15 protein-coding genes are annotated in these 15,912 nt (G+C 69.1%); 3 read left to right on the top strand and 12 right to left on the bottom strand.

The window, feature by feature from the left end; translation table 11 throughout:
- Positions 1-50: 50 nt before the first annotated feature.
- From Sp245p_RS31830 to Sp245p_RS31795, 8 genes are all read right to left on the bottom strand, one after another.
- A complete protein-coding gene (locus tag Sp245p_RS31830; RefSeq protein WP_014200099.1) occupies positions 51-1,340 on the bottom strand; it encodes an amidohydrolase family protein in 1,290 nt (429 codons plus the stop codon).
- Entirely contained in the window at positions 1,340-2,263 is a 924-nt protein-coding gene (locus Sp245p_RS31825; RefSeq protein ID WP_082188317.1) for an ABC transporter permease, read from the bottom strand. Before Sp245p_RS31825 ends, Sp245p_RS31830 begins: the two co-directional genes overlap by 1 nt.
- A 5-nt stretch (positions 2,264-2,268) precedes the next feature.
- Positions 2,269-3,318: an ABC transporter permease gene (locus Sp245p_RS31820; RefSeq protein ID WP_014200097.1), complete on the bottom strand. Its 1,050-nt coding sequence runs from the start codon at positions 3,316-3,318 to the stop codon at positions 2,269-2,271.
- Positions 3,319-3,489: 171 nt separating this feature from the next.
- Positions 3,490-5,037, bottom strand: a complete 1,548-nt coding sequence (locus Sp245p_RS31815; RefSeq protein WP_014200096.1) for an ABC transporter ATP-binding protein — start codon at positions 5,035-5,037, stop codon at positions 3,490-3,492.
- Between the two features lie 195 nt (positions 5,038-5,232).
- Positions 5,233-6,237 (bottom strand): BMP family protein, encoded by a 1,005-nt coding sequence (locus Sp245p_RS31810; protein WP_014200095.1) that lies wholly within the window; start codon positions 6,235-6,237, stop codon positions 5,233-5,235.
- Positions 6,238-6,385: 148 nt separating this feature from the next.
- A complete protein-coding gene (upp, locus tag Sp245p_RS31805; RefSeq protein WP_109139271.1) occupies positions 6,386-7,021 on the bottom strand; it encodes a uracil phosphoribosyltransferase in 636 nt (211 codons plus the stop codon).
- Positions 7,022-7,050: 29 nt separating this feature from the next.
- Positions 7,051-8,259, bottom strand: a complete 1,209-nt coding sequence (locus tag Sp245p_RS31800) for a URC4/urg3 family protein (RefSeq protein WP_109139270.1) — start codon at positions 8,257-8,259, stop codon at positions 7,051-7,053.
- Positions 8,256-9,518 carry a GTP cyclohydrolase II gene (locus Sp245p_RS31795; RefSeq protein WP_109139269.1) on the bottom strand — a complete coding sequence of 421 codons (1,263 nt, stop codon included), beginning with the start codon at positions 9,516-9,518 and terminating at the stop codon, positions 8,256-8,258. The genes Sp245p_RS31800 and Sp245p_RS31795 overlap by 4 nt, the downstream gene beginning before the upstream one ends.
- A gap of 252 nt (positions 9,519-9,770) precedes the next feature.
- On the opposite strand from Sp245p_RS31795, the gene Sp245p_RS31790 reads away from it, so the two are divergent.
- Entirely contained in the window at positions 9,771-10,106 is a 336-nt protein-coding gene (locus Sp245p_RS31790) for a hypothetical protein (protein ID WP_014200089.1), read from the top strand.
- 42 nt (positions 10,107-10,148) lie between these two features.
- Here Sp245p_RS31790 and Sp245p_RS31785 read toward each other — a convergent pair whose 3' ends face one another.
- Entirely contained in the window at positions 10,149-10,517 is a 369-nt protein-coding gene (locus tag Sp245p_RS31785; RefSeq protein WP_211114929.1) for a hypothetical protein, read from the bottom strand.
- 432 nt (positions 10,518-10,949) lie between these two features.
- On the opposite strand from Sp245p_RS31785, the gene Sp245p_RS31780 reads away from it, so the two are divergent.
- Positions 10,950-13,019, top strand: a complete 2,070-nt coding sequence (locus Sp245p_RS31780) for a cellulase family glycosylhydrolase (protein WP_014200087.1) — start codon at positions 10,950-10,952, stop codon at positions 13,017-13,019.
- 79 nt (positions 13,020-13,098) lie between these two features.
- On the opposite strand, the gene Sp245p_RS31775 is transcribed toward Sp245p_RS31780, so the two are convergent.
- Positions 13,099-13,443, bottom strand: a complete 345-nt coding sequence (locus Sp245p_RS31775) for a hypothetical protein (protein WP_145708423.1) — start codon at positions 13,441-13,443, stop codon at positions 13,099-13,101.
- 138 nt (positions 13,444-13,581) lie between these two features.
- The gene (locus Sp245p_RS31770; RefSeq protein ID WP_014200085.1) at positions 13,582-14,007 is read right to left on the bottom strand and encodes a hypothetical protein; all 426 of its coding nucleotides are present in this window, start codon (positions 14,005-14,007) and stop codon (positions 13,582-13,584) included.
- A gap of 261 nt (positions 14,008-14,268) precedes the next feature.
- Between Sp245p_RS31770 and Sp245p_RS31765 the strand changes: the two genes are divergently transcribed.
- Entirely contained in the window at positions 14,269-14,646 is a 378-nt protein-coding gene (locus Sp245p_RS31765) for a hypothetical protein (RefSeq protein ID WP_014200083.1), read from the top strand.
- 150 nt (positions 14,647-14,796) lie between these two features.
- Here the strand turns inward: Sp245p_RS31765 and Sp245p_RS31760 are convergent, their stop codons facing one another.
- Entirely contained in the window at positions 14,797-15,711 is a 915-nt protein-coding gene (locus Sp245p_RS31760) for a lytic transglycosylase domain-containing protein (RefSeq protein WP_014200082.1), read from the bottom strand.
- Between the last annotated feature and the right edge of the window lie 201 nt (positions 15,712-15,912).

The raw sequence follows: 15,912 nt of genomic DNA, 5'->3' as shown, positions 1-15,912 counted from the left end.
TCAGCAATCCCTCCCCCTTCTTGGATGGAAGGGGGAGGGATTGCTGGGCGTTACCGCGCCCGCGCGGTGGGCAGGGTGAAGGACACCGACTCCGGGCGGCCCGGCAGGGAAAGCTGGGCCTCCACCGGGGCGCAGCGGCTGACCACAGCGCCGCGGCGCAGGACGAACAGGCGGGTGGCGCGGGTGCGGATCGCCTCCACCGGGTCGGCGGCCTGGAGCACCACCAGATCGGCGTGGCAGCCCACCTCCAGCCCGTAGCCGTCGAGGTGCAGCAGCTTGGCCGGCGCCTCGGTCACCGCGCGGAAGCAGGCGAGCATCCCGTCATAGCCGGTCATCTGCCCGACATGCAGGCCCATGTGCGCGACCTCCAGCATGTCGCCGGAGCCGAGCGGGTACCAGGGGTCCATCACGCAGTCGTGACCCAGCGCCACGGTCAGGCCGGCGCCCATCAGCTCCGGCACCCGGGTCATGCCCCGGCGCTTGGGATAGGTGTCGTGGCGGCCCTGGAGCGTGATGTTGATGAGCGGGTTGGCGATGACGCCGAGGTTCGCCTCGACCATCAGCGGGATCAGCTTGGAAACGTAGTAGTTGTCCATGGAATGCATGGAGGTGAGGTGCGAGCCGGTCACCCGGCCCTGCATCCCCAGCCGCTGCGTCTCGTAGGCCAGCGTCTCGACATGGCGGGACAGCGGGTCGTCCGACTCGTCGCAATGCATGTCGACCAGCAGCCCGCGCTCCGCCGCGATCTCGCAGAGCAGCTTCACGGAGGCGGCGCCGTCGGCCATCGTCCGCTCGAAATGCGGGATGCCGCCGACCACGTCCACGCCCATGTCGAGTGCGCGCTTCAGCAGGTCCACCGCGCCGGGCGCGCGCAGGACGCCGTCCTGCGGGAAGGCGACCAGCTGCAGGTCGAGGTAGGGGGCGACCCGCCGCTTGACCTCCAGCAGCGATTCCACGGCCAGCAGGCGCGGGTCGCAGATGTCCACATGGCTGCGGATCGCCAGCAGGCCGCGCGCCACCGCCCAGTCGCAATAGGCCAGCGCCCGCTCGACGATGGCGTCCTGGACGAGCTGCGGCTTCAGCTCGCCCCACAGCGCGATGCCCTCCAGCAGCGTGCCGGAGCGGTTGACCCGCGGCAAGCCGTAGCTGAGCGTGGAATCCATGTGGAAGTGCGAATCGACAAAGGGCGGCGTGACCAGCCGGCCCGTCGCGTCGATCTCCTCCCCGGCGGGACCGGGCAGGTCCTTCTCCACCGCGGCGATGCGGCCGTCGCGGACGCCGATGTCCATGCCGGTGCGGCCGTCGGGCAGCGTGGCGCGGCGCAGGATCAGATCGAACATCAGCGTTCTCCTTTGCGGTACGGGATCATCAGCGCCCGCGGGTAGGAGGCGCGGCGCGCTACCAGCACCAGCGCCAGGATGCTCAACAGATAGGGCATCATCAGGAACAGCTGGTAGGGCAGGACGCCCCCCGCCACCTGCTGAAGCCGCAATTGCAGCGCGTCGAAGGCGGCGAACAGCACCGCGCCCAGAAGCGCCTTGCCGGGTCGCCAGGAGGCGAAGACGACCAGCGCGATGCAGATCCAGCCACGCCCGTTGACCATGTTGAAGAAGAAGGCGTTGAAGGCCGACAGGGTGAGGAAGGCCCCGGCCAGCGCCATCAGCGCGCTTCCCGCCACCACCGCGCCGATGCGCACCGCGGTGACGCTCAAGCCCTGGGCCTCCGCCGCCGCCGGATTCTCGCCGACCATGCGCACCGCCAGACCGACCGGCGTGCGGTAGAGGACGTAGGCGACCACGGCCACCAGCATCAGCGCCATGTAGGTCATCGGCGTCTGGGCCAGAGCGCCGGGCAGGTCCAGCGGCTGGAACGGCTCGATGGTCGGCGGGGTGCTCGCCTGCGGCAGGACGAGGCGGTAGACGAAGTAGGACAGGCTGGTGCCGAGCAGCGTCACGCCGATGCCCGCCACATGCTGCGACAGGCCCAGCGGCACCGTCAGGGTGGCGTGCAGCAGACCCATCAGCCCGCCGCAGAGTGCCGCCACCAGAACGCCGGTCCACAGGTCGGCCCCCTGGTAGACGGCCATCCAGCCGGCCATGGCGCCCATCGTCATGATGCCCTCGATGCCGAGGTTCAGCACGCCCGCCCGCTCGCACAGCAGCTCGCCCAGCGTGCCCAGGATGTAGGGGGTGGCGATGCGCAGCACCGCCGTCCAGAAGGCGGCGGAGACCAGGATGTCGAGGATCGTTTGGAACATCTCCATGGCGCTCACCCCCGCCGCAGCCGGTAGCGCGTCAGCAGCCCGGCGACCAGCATGCACAGCAGGCTGGTGGCGACGAGCACGTCGGCGATGTAGTTGGGCACCGGCATGGCGCGGCTCATGGCGTCGGCGCCGACGAAGATGCCGGCGATGAAGACCGCCGCCCCGACCACGCCCACCGGGTGAAGCTGCGCCAGCATGGCGACGACGATGCCGCTGTAGCCGAAGCCCGGCGACAGGTCGAGCGTCAGGTAGCCCTTGAGCCCGCAGACCTCGATCACCCCGGCCAGCCCAGCCAGCCCGCCGGACAGCAGGGCGGTGCGCAGCATGACGCGGGTCACCGGCATGCCGGCGAAGGCCGCGGCGCGCGGGTTGGCGCCGACCGCCCGGTTCTCGTAGCCCCAGATGGTCCGGGTATCGATCAGCCAGAGCAGGGCCGACAGGCCCAGCGCGACCAGCAGGCCGGTGTGCAGCCGCGTGCGCTCCACCAGCTTGGGCAGCTCCGCCGCCTCAACGACGGGGGCGGACTGCGGCCAGCCCATGCCCATGGGGTCCTTCAGCGCGCCCTCCAGCAGCATGGAGACGAGCAGCAGGACGATGAAGTTCAGCAGCAGCGTGGTCACCACCTCGTCCACGCCGAAGCGCACCTTCAGCACGGCGGGGCCGAGCAGCGTGGCGCCACCGGCGGCGGCCCCGGCGATCATCACCGTGGGCAGCAGCAGCCAGGCCGGCAGATCCAGCATCCCGCCGCCCAGCACGACGGCGGCGAGCGCGCCCATGTAGAGCTGCCCCTCCGCCCCGATGTTCCACAGCTTGGCGCGGAAGGCGACGGCGGCGGCGAGGCCGGTGAGGATCAGCGGGGTGGCGCGGGTCAGCGTCTCGGTTAGGGCGAAGCGGGAGCCGGCGGCTCCCTCCAGCAGCAGGCCGTAGGCGCGCAGCACCGGCGCGCCGGTCCAGGCGACCAGCAGCGCGCAGAGCGCCAGCGCCGCCACCACCGCCGCCACGGGCGCCAGCAGGCGGGCGGCCAGCGGGGTATGCTCTCGCGGTTCAAGCCGCATGGTTTTTTCCTTGTTCGTTTTCCCCGTGGAGGTGCTTGGGCGCTGACCTTGCCCCCACCCCGACCCTCCCCCGCTTGCGCAGGGGAGGGAGAATATGCGAAGCGGCGTCCGTCCCCTCCCCTGCGAAGCGGGGGAGGGTTAGGGAGGGGGCACCCAAAGAAAGGACTCCGTTCATGCGATGCCCTCCCCTACGATCTCCGGCAAAATCTCCCAGTGTCCGGCCATCAGCAGGCCGAGCTGGCGGACCGACACGCGGCCGTGGGGCAGAACGGGGGTGAGGCGCCCGTGATAGGCGACGGTGATGCCGTCGGCCAGCGCCAGGATCTCGTCCAGATCCTCGGAGATCACCAGCACCCCGGCCCCGGCGGCGCGGGCCTCCAGCAGCCGGCCATGGACGTAGGACACCGCGCCCACGTCGAGGCCGCGGGTCGGCTGGCTCGCCAGGATCAGGTCCGGCCCGTGGGCCAGCGTGCGGCCGAGGATCAGCTTCTGCATGTTGCCGCCGGACAGCAGCTGCGTGCGGGCGTCCGGCCCCGGACAGCGCACGTCGAACGCCGCGATCACCTCCTCGGCGTAGGCGCGGGCGGCCCCCCGGCGGATCAGGCCGAAGCGCTGGAAGGCGGGGTCGTGGTAGCGCTCGGCGATCAGGTTCTCCCACACCGCCATGGCGCCAACGAGGCCGGCGGCGTGGCGGTCCTCCGGGATGCGGGCGACGCCGCGCCGGACCATCTCCGCCGGTTCCGCGTTGCCAATGGCCTCGCCCTTCAGCGTCATGGTGCCGGAGTCGGGGTGGATCAGGCCGCTGATCAGCTCGGCCAGCGCGGTCTGCCCGTTGCCCGACACACCGGCGATGCCGACGATCTGGCGGCGGCGCACGGTCAGGTCCACGCCGTCGAGCAGCGGGCGCCCGTGGCCGGAGGCGACGGTGACGCCGGACAGCGTCAGCACCGGCTCGCCCGGCTCCAGCGGGGTCGGGGTGGGCGGCTTCAAAGCGCGGCCGACCATCAGCTCGGCCAGCTCCTCGCGGTCGGTCTCGGCGGTCTTGCGGGTGGCGACGAGGCGCCCGCCGCGCAGCACGGCGACGGTGTCGCTGGCCGCGAAGACCTCGTTCATCTTGTGGCTGATGAAGACCACCGCCAGACCGTCGGCGGTCAGGCGGCGCAGCGTGTCGAACAGGCTGGCGGATTCCTGCGGGGTCAGCACCGCGGTCGGCTCGTCCAGGATCAGGACGCGGGCGTCGCGGTAGAGCGCCTTCAGGATCTCGGCCCGCTGCCGCTCGCCCACCGACAGGTCGCCGACCAGCGCGTCGGGCCGCACCTCCAGACCGAAGCGGCGGGCGAGGTCGAGCAGCTTGGCCTTGGCGGCGGCGCGGTCGGAGCGCGGGCGCCACAGCGATTCCGTGCCCACGGCGATGTTGTCGAGCACCGACAGGTTGTCGGCGAGCGTGAAGTGCTGGTGGACCATGCCGATCCCGGCGGCCAGCGCCGCGCGGGGGGAACCGGGGGGAAGCGGCTGGCCGAACGCCTCAATGCTGCCCTCGTCGGCCACGTAATGGCCGAACAGGATGTTCATCAGAGTCGTCTTGCCGGCGCCGTTCTCGCCCAGCAGGGCCAGCACCTCGCCCTTGTGGAGCGTCAGCGAGATCGAGTCGTTGGCGACGAGCGGCCCGAACCGCTTCGTGATGCCGGAGAGGCGGAGGACGATGGGGGGTGATGTCATGGATGTCCGCGGGGTGCCGGGGAGGCAAGAAACATATTCCCTCTCCCCTCCGGGGAGAGGGTTAGGGTGAGGGGGTTGCGCGTCTCGGCACGTCCGGCAAAAGCGCAACCCCCTCACCGGCCCTTCGGGCCACCCTCTCCCCAGAGGGGAGAGGGTTCGATGGCCTCCCTCACAGGAGGGAGAAGGAAATGTGGATCACATCGTCGACTTGGGCTCGTTGTCGTTCACCTTCACGGTGAACTTGCCGTCGAGGATCTCCTGCTCGCGGGCCTTCACCTTGGCCACCACATCGGCGGGCACCTTGCCCTCGAAGGTGCCGAGCGGGGCGAGGCTGGAGCCCTTGTGGACCATCTGGCTGTAGGGGCCGTAATCCTCGGCCTTGTAGCTGCCGGCCTTCACCGCGGCGATGGCGCGGTCGACCGACGGCTCCATGTGCCACAGCGCGCTGGCGACCACGGTCTCCGGATACTGCGGCTGGGTGTTGATGACGTTGCCGATGGCCAGGACCTTGCGCTCCTTGGCGGCGTCGGACACGCCGAAGCGCTCGGCGTACATCACGTCGGCGCCGCGGTCGATCATCGCGAAGGCGGCTTCCTTGGCCTTCGGCGGGTCGAACCAGGAGCCGATGAAGCTGACCATGAACTTCACGTTCGGGTTCACCTCCTTGGCGCCCTCCATGAAGGCGTTCATCAGGCGGTTCACCTCCGGGATCGGGTAGCCGCCGACCATGCCGATGACGTTCGACTTGGACACCGCACCCGCGATCATGCCGGTCAGATAGGCCGGCTCCTGGATGTAGTTGTCGAAGACCGAGAAATTCGGCTCCTGCGGCTTGAAGCTGGAGCCCATGACGAAGGCGGTCTTGGGATAGTCCTTCGCGACGGCGCGGGCCGCGCGCTCGACGCCGAAGACCTCGCCGAAGACGAGCTGCTGGCCGCCCTCGGCGTACTGGCGCATCACGCGCTCATAATCGGTGTTGGCGACCGACTCGGCCCAGACATACTCGATCTCGCCACGGGCCTCGGCGGCCTTCAGGGCGGTGTGGATGCGGCTGACCCACTGCTGCTCGATCGGCACGGTGTAGATGCCGGCGACCTTGACCTTCGACTGGGCCCAGGCGGGCAGAGCCATCGCCGCTACGGCGACCGCCGCAGCACCGCACAGGACGGCGCGCCGCGCCACGCCCAACAGATTCCCCATTTTACAACCCCCTCCGTCTGCTTTGCTGTTTCGGCACAGATGTGCAGCAGAGGCGTTGCAACGGCAATGCCATTCCGTGCGCGTCAGCCCTGCTGCGGCTCTCACGGGTCGGCAGGGTGGCATGTGACCAAATGGGCGGCAACGATTCTCAGCGGGTGCCGTAAAGCCGGTCGCCCGCGTCGCCCAGGCCGGGCAGGATGTAGCCGTTCTCGTCCAGCCGCTCGTCCACCGCGGCGGTGAAGACCGGCACGTCGGGGTGCGCGTCGTGGAAGGTGCGCAGGCCCTCCGGGGCGGCCACTAGCACCGCCAGCTTGATGGCGGCGGCCCCCGCGTCCTTCAGCCGGTGCACCGCCGCGACCGCCGTGTGGCCGGTGGCGAGCATGGGATCGACCAGGATGACCATCCGCTCCTCGATGTCCTCCGGCACTTTGAAGAAATACTCGACGGGGGTCAGCGTCTCCTGGTCGCGGTAGAGGCCGATGTGCCCGATGCGGGCCGACGGCAGCAGCGTGCGCATGCCGTCGAGCAGCCCTTGCCCGGCCCGCAGGATGGAGACGAGGCACAGCTTCTTGCCGGTCAGCAGCGGCGCGTCGAAACTGGCCAGCGGCGTTTCCACCGGGCGGTCCTCCAGGGGAAGGTCGCGCGTCAGCTCATAGCCCATCAGCTGCGACACCTCCCGCATCACCTCGTGGAACCGGGCGGTGGGGGTCTCCCGCCGCCGCAGAAGGGTCAGCTTGTGCTGGACCAGAGGGTGGTCGATGACGGTGAGTGTCGGAATGGGCATGGGCGACCCTTCGGGTGGTTGGCGTCACATCAGAAGACGGTTCCGTCGCTGCGGATGCGGATCGGCGGGCCACCGCCGGGGCGGCGCTCGCGGGCGATCCGGCGTCCGGCGGTCCAGGTGCCGCCCTGGAGAACCTTGGCGAGCGGGAAGCTCTCCGCGGGCACGCCCAGACGGGCGCGCACCTCGTCGGCGAGGCGGTCGAGCAGGGCGACGGTCAGGGCGCGCCACTCCACCACCGCCTCGTCCCCCACCTCCAGCTCGTCGGTGAGAAGGCGCGGGTCCTTGGGCACCAGAACGCCGCTGTCCACCAGCAGCCCGCCATTGCGGTATTCCGGCAGGCCGGTCAGCCGGTCCAGCCCGGTGACGGCGATGCCGGCCCCCTCCAGCGGTTCGACCAGCGAGTAGCTGAGCCATTGCGACAGCTTGTGGAAGGGGACGAGGCCGACCGCCGAATGGCTCCAGCTGTCACCGAGATTGACACCGCCGCGCTCGATCCGGCCCGGCCAGATCGGCCCCAGCCCGCGCAGCACCGCGTCGAGGATGGCGGAGGCGGGAAGCGTCCCGTCCACGGCCTGCGCCTTCAGCGCGTCGTAGAGGGCGCCGACCCGCCCCGGCGTGCCGAACAGGTCAGGTGCGGCGGTCAGCGCGCTTCCCAGACGGCGCAGCAGGGCGGCGCGCCCCTCCAGCCCGACCAGCGGGTTGTCCGGCCCGGCCTGGAAGCCGCGGGCGAGCGCCGTCTCGGTCATGGCGGACAGGGCCGCCGCGTCGGCGCGCAGAGGGGCGTGGACCGGATCGTCGGCGAAGCCGCCGGAGCGGAACAGGTCGAAGCTGGCGATGGCCAACCCTTCGGAGCGGGCCAGTTCCACCCCCGCGGCGTCGTGGTAGCGCCAGCGGTCGCCCGCCCCGGCGTCGAGCAGAACGCTGGTCACCGCGAGGTCGAAGCGGATGCGCGCGATCTCGTCGGCGTCCGGCCTCAGCCCGGCGGCGAGCGTGGCCCAGCGGTCGTCGCCGTTCACCACGAAGTGCCGCCAGCGGCTGTGGTAGGGAACGTCGAGGTCCGGGTAGGACTCCCGCGTCACCGCGGCGACCAGGGCGGCGGCGTCACCCAGCCGGTCCGGGTGAAACGCGAAATGGGCGAGGTCGCCGCGCTCGGCCTTCGCCAGGATCGCGTGGGCGCGCTGGCGCACCGCGTCGGCGGAGAGCAGCCACCCCACGTCATCATCGCTGACGGCGCTCAATCGGTCAGCCCCCGGCCCTTGGCGACGGTCAGTTCCTCCGCGGTTGGCACGGCGGGGGTGAAGTAGCCGGCGGCCTTCTTGGCGTCCATCTCCACCTTGGCGTCGTCGGGGATCAGCTCCTCCGGGATCGGGATCTGCTCGACGATCTCAATGCCGGCGCGGCGGATGGCGTCGGACTTCATGTTGCTCATCGACACCATGCGGTCGATGCGGGTGACGCCCAGCCAGTGGAAGACGTCGGGCATCAGCTCCTGGAAGCGCATGTCCTGGACGCCGGCCACGCATTCCGTCCGCTCGAAATAGGCTTCCGCGCGGTCGCCACCGGGCTGGCGCTTGCGCGCGTTGTAGACCAGGAACTTGGTCACCTCGCCGAGCGCGCGCCCCTCCTTGCGGTTGTAGATGACCAGGCCGGCGCCGTTCTCCTGGGCGGTGCGGATGCACTCCTCGACGCCGTGGGTCAGGTAGGGGCGGCAGGTGCAGATGTCGGAGCCGAAGACGTCCGACCCGTTGCACTCGTCATGGACCCGGCAGGCGACCTTGCGCGCCGGGTCGGTCAGCGCCGCCACGTCGCCCAGGATGTAGACGGTCAGCCCGTTGATCGGCGGCAGGAAGACCTTCAGGTCGGGGCGGGTCACCAGCTCCGGGAACATGCTGCCGGTGTGCTCGAACAGGCCGCGGCGCAGCGCGCTCTCGGTGATGCCGAAGCGCTTGGCGATGCCGGGGAGGAACCACACCGGCTCGATGGCGACCTTGGTCACGCGGGCGTCGCCGCTGGGCAGCAGGATCTGGCCGTCCGCCGCCAGCCGCCCGGCCCGCATGGCGTCCACCAGCTCCGGCATCTTGATGCGCGCCTTGGTCACGGCGATGGTCGGGCGCACGTCGACGCCGCGCGCCAGATGATCGCCGAAGGCCTCGCTGACCATGTGGCCGAAGGGATCGATGGAGACGATCGTCTCCGGGTCGCCCCATTGCGGGTGCGGGCCGATGGGCTCCGCCGGGGCGGTGTTGGTCAGGTCCGGCACGTGATAGGCGCTGAGCTGCCCCGCCGCGACGGCGAGCGCCCGGTAGACCGCGTAGCTGCCGGCGTGGGCGCCAATGGCGTTGCGTTGCGCCGGATCGGAGAGGGAGGCGACGACCGGCCCGCGCTCCGCGGCGGTGGGGGCGCCCCAGTGGACCGGGGTGTAGCGCGGCTTGGCGCCGCCGGTCGGGTGCGAGGCGAGAACGATGTGACGTTGCGGCTGGTTGCGGCGGCTTTCCATACGGACGCTCCCGATGCCATTCACCATGCGACAGTGTGACACAGTTTCGGCGCCTGCGAACACCAAATCGAATGGCCGCAACCTCTGACGTTCGTTCGGTTTTCGACCCGTCATTTCCGCCGGGGGGCACCACCTTCGGGGAATAGGGGGTGCCCGAAATTTGTCCCAGGGCGGATGGTTGGAGCCAGAGCTTGGGCGCACGATCTGCTGTTAGGATCGGGGCAACCGATCGCAGAAAAAAGGATGCAGGGAATGTCCGTCCACTCAGGCGCGGGCCATTCAGGCGAAGGTGGCGTTGGCAAGCGTGGCTGGAGCGTGGTGCTGGGAAGCCTGGTGCTGACCGTCGCGATGGCCGCTCCGGCCATGGCCGACGATCACAAGCATTGGCGCAAGCACAAGCACAAGCATCACCACCGCGACCACGGCCCCGTGGTGATTTACGAACCGCCTCCGCCGGTCGTGGTGATGCGCCGTTCGCCGCCCGTCTATTACGCCCCGGCCCCGCGCGTGGTCTACGCACCGCCGCCGCCGGTCTATTACGCGCCCGCCCCGGGCCTCAGCGTCCAGATGAACATCCCGCTGCGCTGAGCGCCTTGTCCTGCGGAAGGCGGCCCGCGACCGGGCGCGCCTTTACCGCAGGACGCGGCAGGGGTCCACGATCAGCATGTCCACCGGCTCGTCCTCGCCCTTGGCGGGCATGTCTTCGTGCTTGGGGATCAGCAGGCAGCGCCCGTCCTGAAGCAGGACGGCCTTGACCCGGAACCACATCGTCTTCGGATTGCTGCCGAAGGTGATTTCAAACGAATCGCCCGCCGCGATGCGCGCCGGCACCGGCACGTTGCCGTACTCGCGGCAGGTGTGGGTGAAGACCCAGTTGCGGCACAGCTTGAAAGTGGCTGACCCGCTGGTGGTCACCAGCGACACGCTCTGCCCCATGGCGGGGACAGGAGACGCCTGAGCCGGCGCGCCGGCAAGCGCGGTTGCCAGGCCTGTCGCCAAAGCCGCCGTCCAAAGCGCCGCCACCATCCTCATGCCCGTCATCATCCACCATCCGTCGTGGCGCACAGTGTAGCACGCGCGGCTTCGCCCACGGGTTGACACTTCGGAAGGGCGGACTCCGCGCCGGCTCGCACCACGCTGTCCACACCGGGACGATGGGGGCATCCCGGATGTGAACCGGTTGGCCTCACGCCTGTGACCAGACTGGGGCACGGGTGCCGAACGGTCCTGCGCGAGGGCGGCGGCGGTGTCCCCGGCGCGTCCCCCGCAAACCCAGGGCTGGCCTGCTGTTGCGCCGCCGCATCAGGCAATGCCTGCGGCCAGCCGCTCCTATTTGCCACAAATGGTTAATTCATTTTAAAGGAATTGTTAGTATCTCATTAACCATCTGGAGCCACGGTCTAGCCATCGAAACCGCAATGGAATAGACAAATGGCGACGACCTCCACTGGTTTGACCAAGTCCAAAATCGTCGTGAATGCCTATGGCACCTCTTCGGACGCTGTGAATCCTCACTTTCGTCTGATGATCGACGGCAAGGATGTTGGTCAGGCGTCGGTGGGCTCGGCCGAGCCGAAAGCCTATACATTCGACGTTGACGTTTCCTCTGCTCAGGCACACAAAGTCCAGGTTGTTTATGACAACGACGATGTGAACGCCGGGTCGAACCGCGACCTGGGCATCAAGTCCATCGTCATCAACGGCCACACGCTGAGCCCGACCGACGCGAGCTACGAGCGGCACGACGATGCCGGCGGGACCATGGCCGGCCAGGAAGGCCTGTGGTGGAACGGGGCGCTGAGCTTCTCCACCCCGGCGTCGCTCTACGGTGCCACGCCCGATACGGCCACTTCCGGCAGCACCCCCGCCGCGCCGGAAGCCGACAGCGTAGCCACGGGCGGCAGCGACGCCTCCGCCGCCACCGGCTCCTCGACCATCACCATCAACGCCCGCGGCACCGCCGCGGCGGGCCAGAACGCGCACTTCACGGTGCTGGCGGACGGCAAGAAGATCGGCGAGGGCACGGCCGGCACCGAGTCCAAGGACTTCTCCTTCAAGACCGATCTGGCCGCCGATCAGGCGCACAAGGTCCAGGTCCAGTACGACAACGACGCCACGGTGAACGGCCAGGACCGCAACCTGCATGTCGGCAGTGTGACCATCAACGGCCACGAATACGCCCCGACCGACTCCGCGGTCAGCTACGACAAGGGCGCGCTCGACGGCAAGGACGTCATCAAGGGGCAGGCCGACCTGTGGTGGAACGGCACGCTGGTGGTGGAGGCGGACAAGGGCCTGTTCACCTCCGCCTCCGCTTCCGCGCCCTCCACGACCCCGAGCACGCCCCCGACCACGCCGACCGCCCCGGTGACCACCCCCTCCACCGACAGCGGCACCGGGTCCAGCGGCGGCTACCTGCACACCGAGGGCAGCCAGATCGTGGACAGCGCCGGCAACAACGTGAAGCTGACCGGCGTCAACTGGTTCGGCGCGGAGGGTTATGCCTTCGCCCCGCAGGGCTTGTGGCAGGACAGCTACAAGAACATCATGAACCAGATGCAGGACCAGGGGTTCAACACCATCCGCCTGCCCTGGTCGGACGCCATGCTGGACAGCGGCCGCATGCCGACCGGCATCGACTATTCGAAGAACCCGGAGCTTCAGGGCAAGACCAGCCTCGAGGTGTTCGACAAGATCATCGACTACGCCGATCAGACCGGCATGAAGATCATCCTCGACCACCACCGCTCCGGTGACGGCGCCTCGGCCAACGAGAACGGGCTCTGGTACACCAGCCAGTATCCGGAATCGAAGATGATCGAGAACTGGAAGATGCTGGCCCAGCGCTACGCCGACAACCCGTCGGTCGTCGCCGCCGATCTGCACAACGAGCCGCACGGCCAAGCCACCTGGGGCGACGGCAATCAGGCCACCGACTGGAAGGCCGCGGCGGAGCGCATCGGCAACGCCGTGCAGTCGGTCAACCCGAACTGGCTGCTGATCGTCGAGGGCGTCGAGAACTCGTCCGAGGGCACCTACTGGTGGGGCGGCAACCTGGACGGCGTGAAGACCGACCCGGTCGACTTCAACATCGACAACAAGCTGGTCTATTCCGTCCACGACTACCCGCCGTCGATGGCCGGCTTCGGCTGGTTCAACGACCCCAGCTATCCGAACAACATGAAGGACATCTGGACGGACGCCTGGGGCTGGATCGTCCAGAAGGACATCGCGCCGGTCCTGGTCGGCGAGTTCGGGACCAAGCTGGAGACCAGCCAGGACAAGCAGTGGCTTGACGCCATGGTCAAGTACATGGACGGCGACTACAACGGCGACGGCAAGTCCGATCTGGCGGCGGGCGACCAGGGCGTCAGCTTCACCTACTGGGCCTGGAGCCCCGGCTCGGGAGACACCGGCGGCATCATGACCGACGACTGGGCGGTGAACACGGCGAAGATGCACGCCATCGAGCCGGCCCTGTTCGACGGCACGATCGCCTGATCACGCGTGGTCCGTTGAGAAATCGCCCGGCATCGGAGAATCTCCGGCGCCGGGCTTCTCCCGTTTTCCAGCGCCGCCGTTACGCCGAGACCGCTCCGCGCGGGCGGAACAGCGCTTCCGCCTCGGCCCGCGGGTCGCGGAAGAGGCTGGCCGGCTGCCCCGGACGCCCGCCGCCGGCCAGGATGGCGACCGTCTCGGCCAGCCACAGATAGGGCCCGCTGCGCCCGGCTTCGGGAAGGCGCGACAGGTCGCGCAGGTAATTGCCGACCGCCTGGGTCAGCGCCTGCTCGCCCGTGGCGCCCTGCACCCGTCCGGCGGCGGCGGCGAAGCGGCGGCGCTCCTCCGCATCCGTCTTCACCCGTTCCTCCACGGCCTTCAGAAGCGCCGCCCGGGTGCGGGAACCGTTCAGCAGGTTCAGAGCCATCACGACCGGATCGACCGGCCTCGCGGGGCGCGAAGCGGAGTCCCCCACCGTACGCCGCGGCTCGGCCCCGCGGCGCGTCGAATGTCCGTTCTGCATGGAATGTCTGGCTTTCTTTCCCCGGAAGGGCCGAGCAGCCCTTCAGATGGTGTAGGTTCCCTCGAACAGGTCGCCGAGCGCGAGGCGCATCAGGGACCGGGTCCGGGTGACGCGCCGATGCTCGTCGCGCGCGGTGACCATATGACAACGCCGGCACAGCCACCGCCGTTCCATCGCCTTCTCGGCCATCGCCTTCTCGGCGGACCGTTCGATCGCCGCGGCGCGGCGGTATTGTCCGACGATGCTGCGCGAGGTCCGGACCCCGGCATACTCGACCACGTCCGGCCAGGGGGCCGGGTCGCCTTCGTCGCTGAACCAGATCCCGTCGGGCGACAGCCAGCGGCCGTCCGGCAGGCAGCGCAACGTATGGCCGTGCGGACGCCCGCAATGCTCGCACCGCGGAGCGGCAGGGCTGGGGGCGATGGAACGGTCCTGATGTTCGGCGGGACGGTCGATGAGGCGGGCCATTCTGACCAGGGATGGTGGCTGCGAACAAAACCAAAACCGAATCTAGCGCATCGCACCGTCCGTGGGAATCCCCAACGATGGCCCGCACGCGGTAATTCTTCGATCGCAGGTTATGACGAAAGCCGTGTGCATCGCCGCCTCGGCACCTTCCGCGGGACCCGGCCGCCGCTTTTGCAAGCGGACGAGCCCATGGGAGCATTTTGCCTCTGGTTCCTGTGCGCCACTGCCTATACGCTGTCAGACAAATCGGAGCTATAGGTCATGGAAAAGGTAACAGTGCCGCAGAATTCGGCTGCGTCCGTCCCCGACAATTCCACCGGCGGTGGTGTGAAACAGCGCGTGGACTTCGAACTGAATGGCGCCCGCATCGTCGCTTTCCTGGACAGCGACCAGCCCACCCAGCCCGGCGGCATCATGTGGCCGCAGGTTGCCGAATCCTACGCCGCTGAGCAGGGGATCGGCATGAGCGACGCCCGCTGGTACAGCGTGCAGCCCTACCGCTTCGCGAACGGGCGCCCCAACGTCAACGAATACCGTCCCAACGGCCAGACCTGGAAGTTCGAGACCAACCTGAACACGGCGGCGGAGATCGTCCGCCGCCTCGGCCTGGACCTCGACTCCCTGCCGCTCGACATCTGATCCCGCGTCCAGCTTGGTGATGCCGGGCGCTCACGCGCTTGTCATTGGAATACCGGGCGCTCACGCGCTTGTCATTGGAATACCGGGCGCTCACGCGCTTGTCATTGGAATACCGGGCGCTCACGCGCTTGTTATTGGAATACCGGGCGCTTACGCGCCCGGGGGCACCACGAAGCAAGCCATGCCCATGCCCGTCAGGCCGGCACAGCTCTGCGCCGCATCCTGTTGCGTCAGGCCGGTCAGCCGGGCGCGGTAGAGCGGCCCGTTCTGCGTGTCCACCGTCTGCACCACCCGCTCCGTGCGGCTCAGCGTGCCCGGCATGGAGCGGCGCGCCCGGTCGATGATGCGGGCGCTGTCGTCGGGCGACCGGAAGGCGCCGAGCTGGACGGTCCAGCCGCCCGCGGCGGCGACCTTCACCGGCAGCGGCGTGGCAGCGATGACCGGCGGGGGCAGGGGAGCGACCGGCGGAGCCGGCACCGGAGTCACCGGCACCACTGGGGCCGGAGCGGCGGAAATGGGCGGAGGCTGCGTGGCGGGCAGGCTGGCGACCTCCACCGTGCCGCCGGTGGCGCCACCCTCCAGGCGTGGCGACACCGACGCGATGTAGCGCCGCGTCTCGCCGGGCAGGCGGCGGTTGCCGGCCAGATAGTCGGCGTAGCAGCCCGGTCCGCAATTGTAGGCGCCGAGGAAGCCCGGCGACCCGAACAGGTCATACATCTCCCTGAGATAGGCGGTGCCCGCCAGGATGTTATCCCGTGGGTGGTAGGGGTCGGACCCCAGCCCGTGCTTGCGGCGCATCTCCGCATAGGTCACCGGCATCACCTGCATCAAGCCCATGGCGCCGGCATGGCTGGTGATGGGGCGCCCGTTCATCATGGTGCGCCCGCCGCTCTCCTGGCGGATGACCTCGCGAATCCACTGCTCCGGCATGCCGAAGCGGCGCGAAGCCTCCGATATATGGGCGTCGATGTTGGTGTCGCGGGAGGAGGATGACGGATCGCTGGCGCACGCCGCGAGAAGGCCGGACAGAAGGGCCGCCGTCAGGAGCGATTTTCTGAAACGCACAGTGCCGTCCACCTGTTGTGACGATCGATCGGATGACCGGTGGGTGACCGGGACGGCAAGATTGCACATTTCCCTCAAATCCTGAATGGCCCTGTCTGTGACCAATGGTTCATTGTGACGCTGGCGTTTCAGAAAAAATGCGGGTCGATGAAAAAAGGCCTTGCCGGGTTTGGCCGAGGCGCCTATAACCCGGCTCCCACG

This window comes from Azospirillum baldaniorum (assembly GCF_003119195.2).
GTDB lineage: Bacteria > Pseudomonadota > Alphaproteobacteria > Azospirillales > Azospirillaceae > Azospirillum > Azospirillum baldaniorum.
The sequence above is the reverse complement of the archived record's forward strand: the minus strand, read 5'-3'. Positions and strand labels throughout refer to the sequence as shown.

Bases quoted from the DNA above. Each gene is read 5' to 3' on its own strand.
- Sp245p_RS31830 (WP_014200099.1), bottom strand. From the start codon at position 1,340: ATGTTCGATCTGATCCTGCGCCGCGCCACGCTGCCCGACGGCCGCACC.
- Sp245p_RS31825 (WP_082188317.1), bottom strand. From the start codon at position 2,263: ATGGAGATGTTCCAAACGATCCTCGACATCCTGGTCTCCGCCGCCTTC.
- Sp245p_RS31820 (WP_014200097.1), bottom strand. From the start codon at position 3,318: ATGCGGCTTGAACCGCGAGAGCATACCCCGCTGGCCGCCCGCCTGCTG.
- Sp245p_RS31815 (WP_014200096.1), bottom strand. From the start codon at position 5,037: ATGACATCACCCCCCATCGTCCTCCGCCTCTCCGGCATCACGAAGCGG.
- Sp245p_RS31810 (WP_014200095.1), bottom strand. From the start codon at position 6,237: ATGGGGAATCTGTTGGGCGTGGCGCGGCGCGCCGTCCTGTGCGGTGCT.
- upp (WP_109139271.1), bottom strand. From the start codon at position 7,021: ATGCCCATTCCGACACTCACCGTCATCGACCACCCTCTGGTCCAGCAC.
- Sp245p_RS31795 (WP_109139269.1), bottom strand. From the start codon at position 9,518: ATGGAAAGCCGCCGCAACCAGCCGCAACGTCACATCGTTCTCGCCTCG.
- Sp245p_RS31790 (WP_014200089.1), top strand. From the start codon at position 9,771: ATGTCCGTCCACTCAGGCGCGGGCCATTCAGGCGAAGGTGGCGTTGGC.
- Sp245p_RS31780 (WP_014200087.1), top strand. From the start codon at position 10,950: ATGGCGACGACCTCCACTGGTTTGACCAAGTCCAAAATCGTCGTGAAT.
- Sp245p_RS31775 (WP_145708423.1), bottom strand. From the start codon at position 13,443: ATGGCTCTGAACCTGCTGAACGGTTCCCGCACCCGGGCGGCGCTTCTG.
- Sp245p_RS31770 (WP_014200085.1), bottom strand. From the start codon at position 14,007: ATGGCCCGCCTCATCGACCGTCCCGCCGAACATCAGGACCGTTCCATC.
- Sp245p_RS31765 (WP_014200083.1), top strand. From the start codon at position 14,269: ATGGAAAAGGTAACAGTGCCGCAGAATTCGGCTGCGTCCGTCCCCGAC.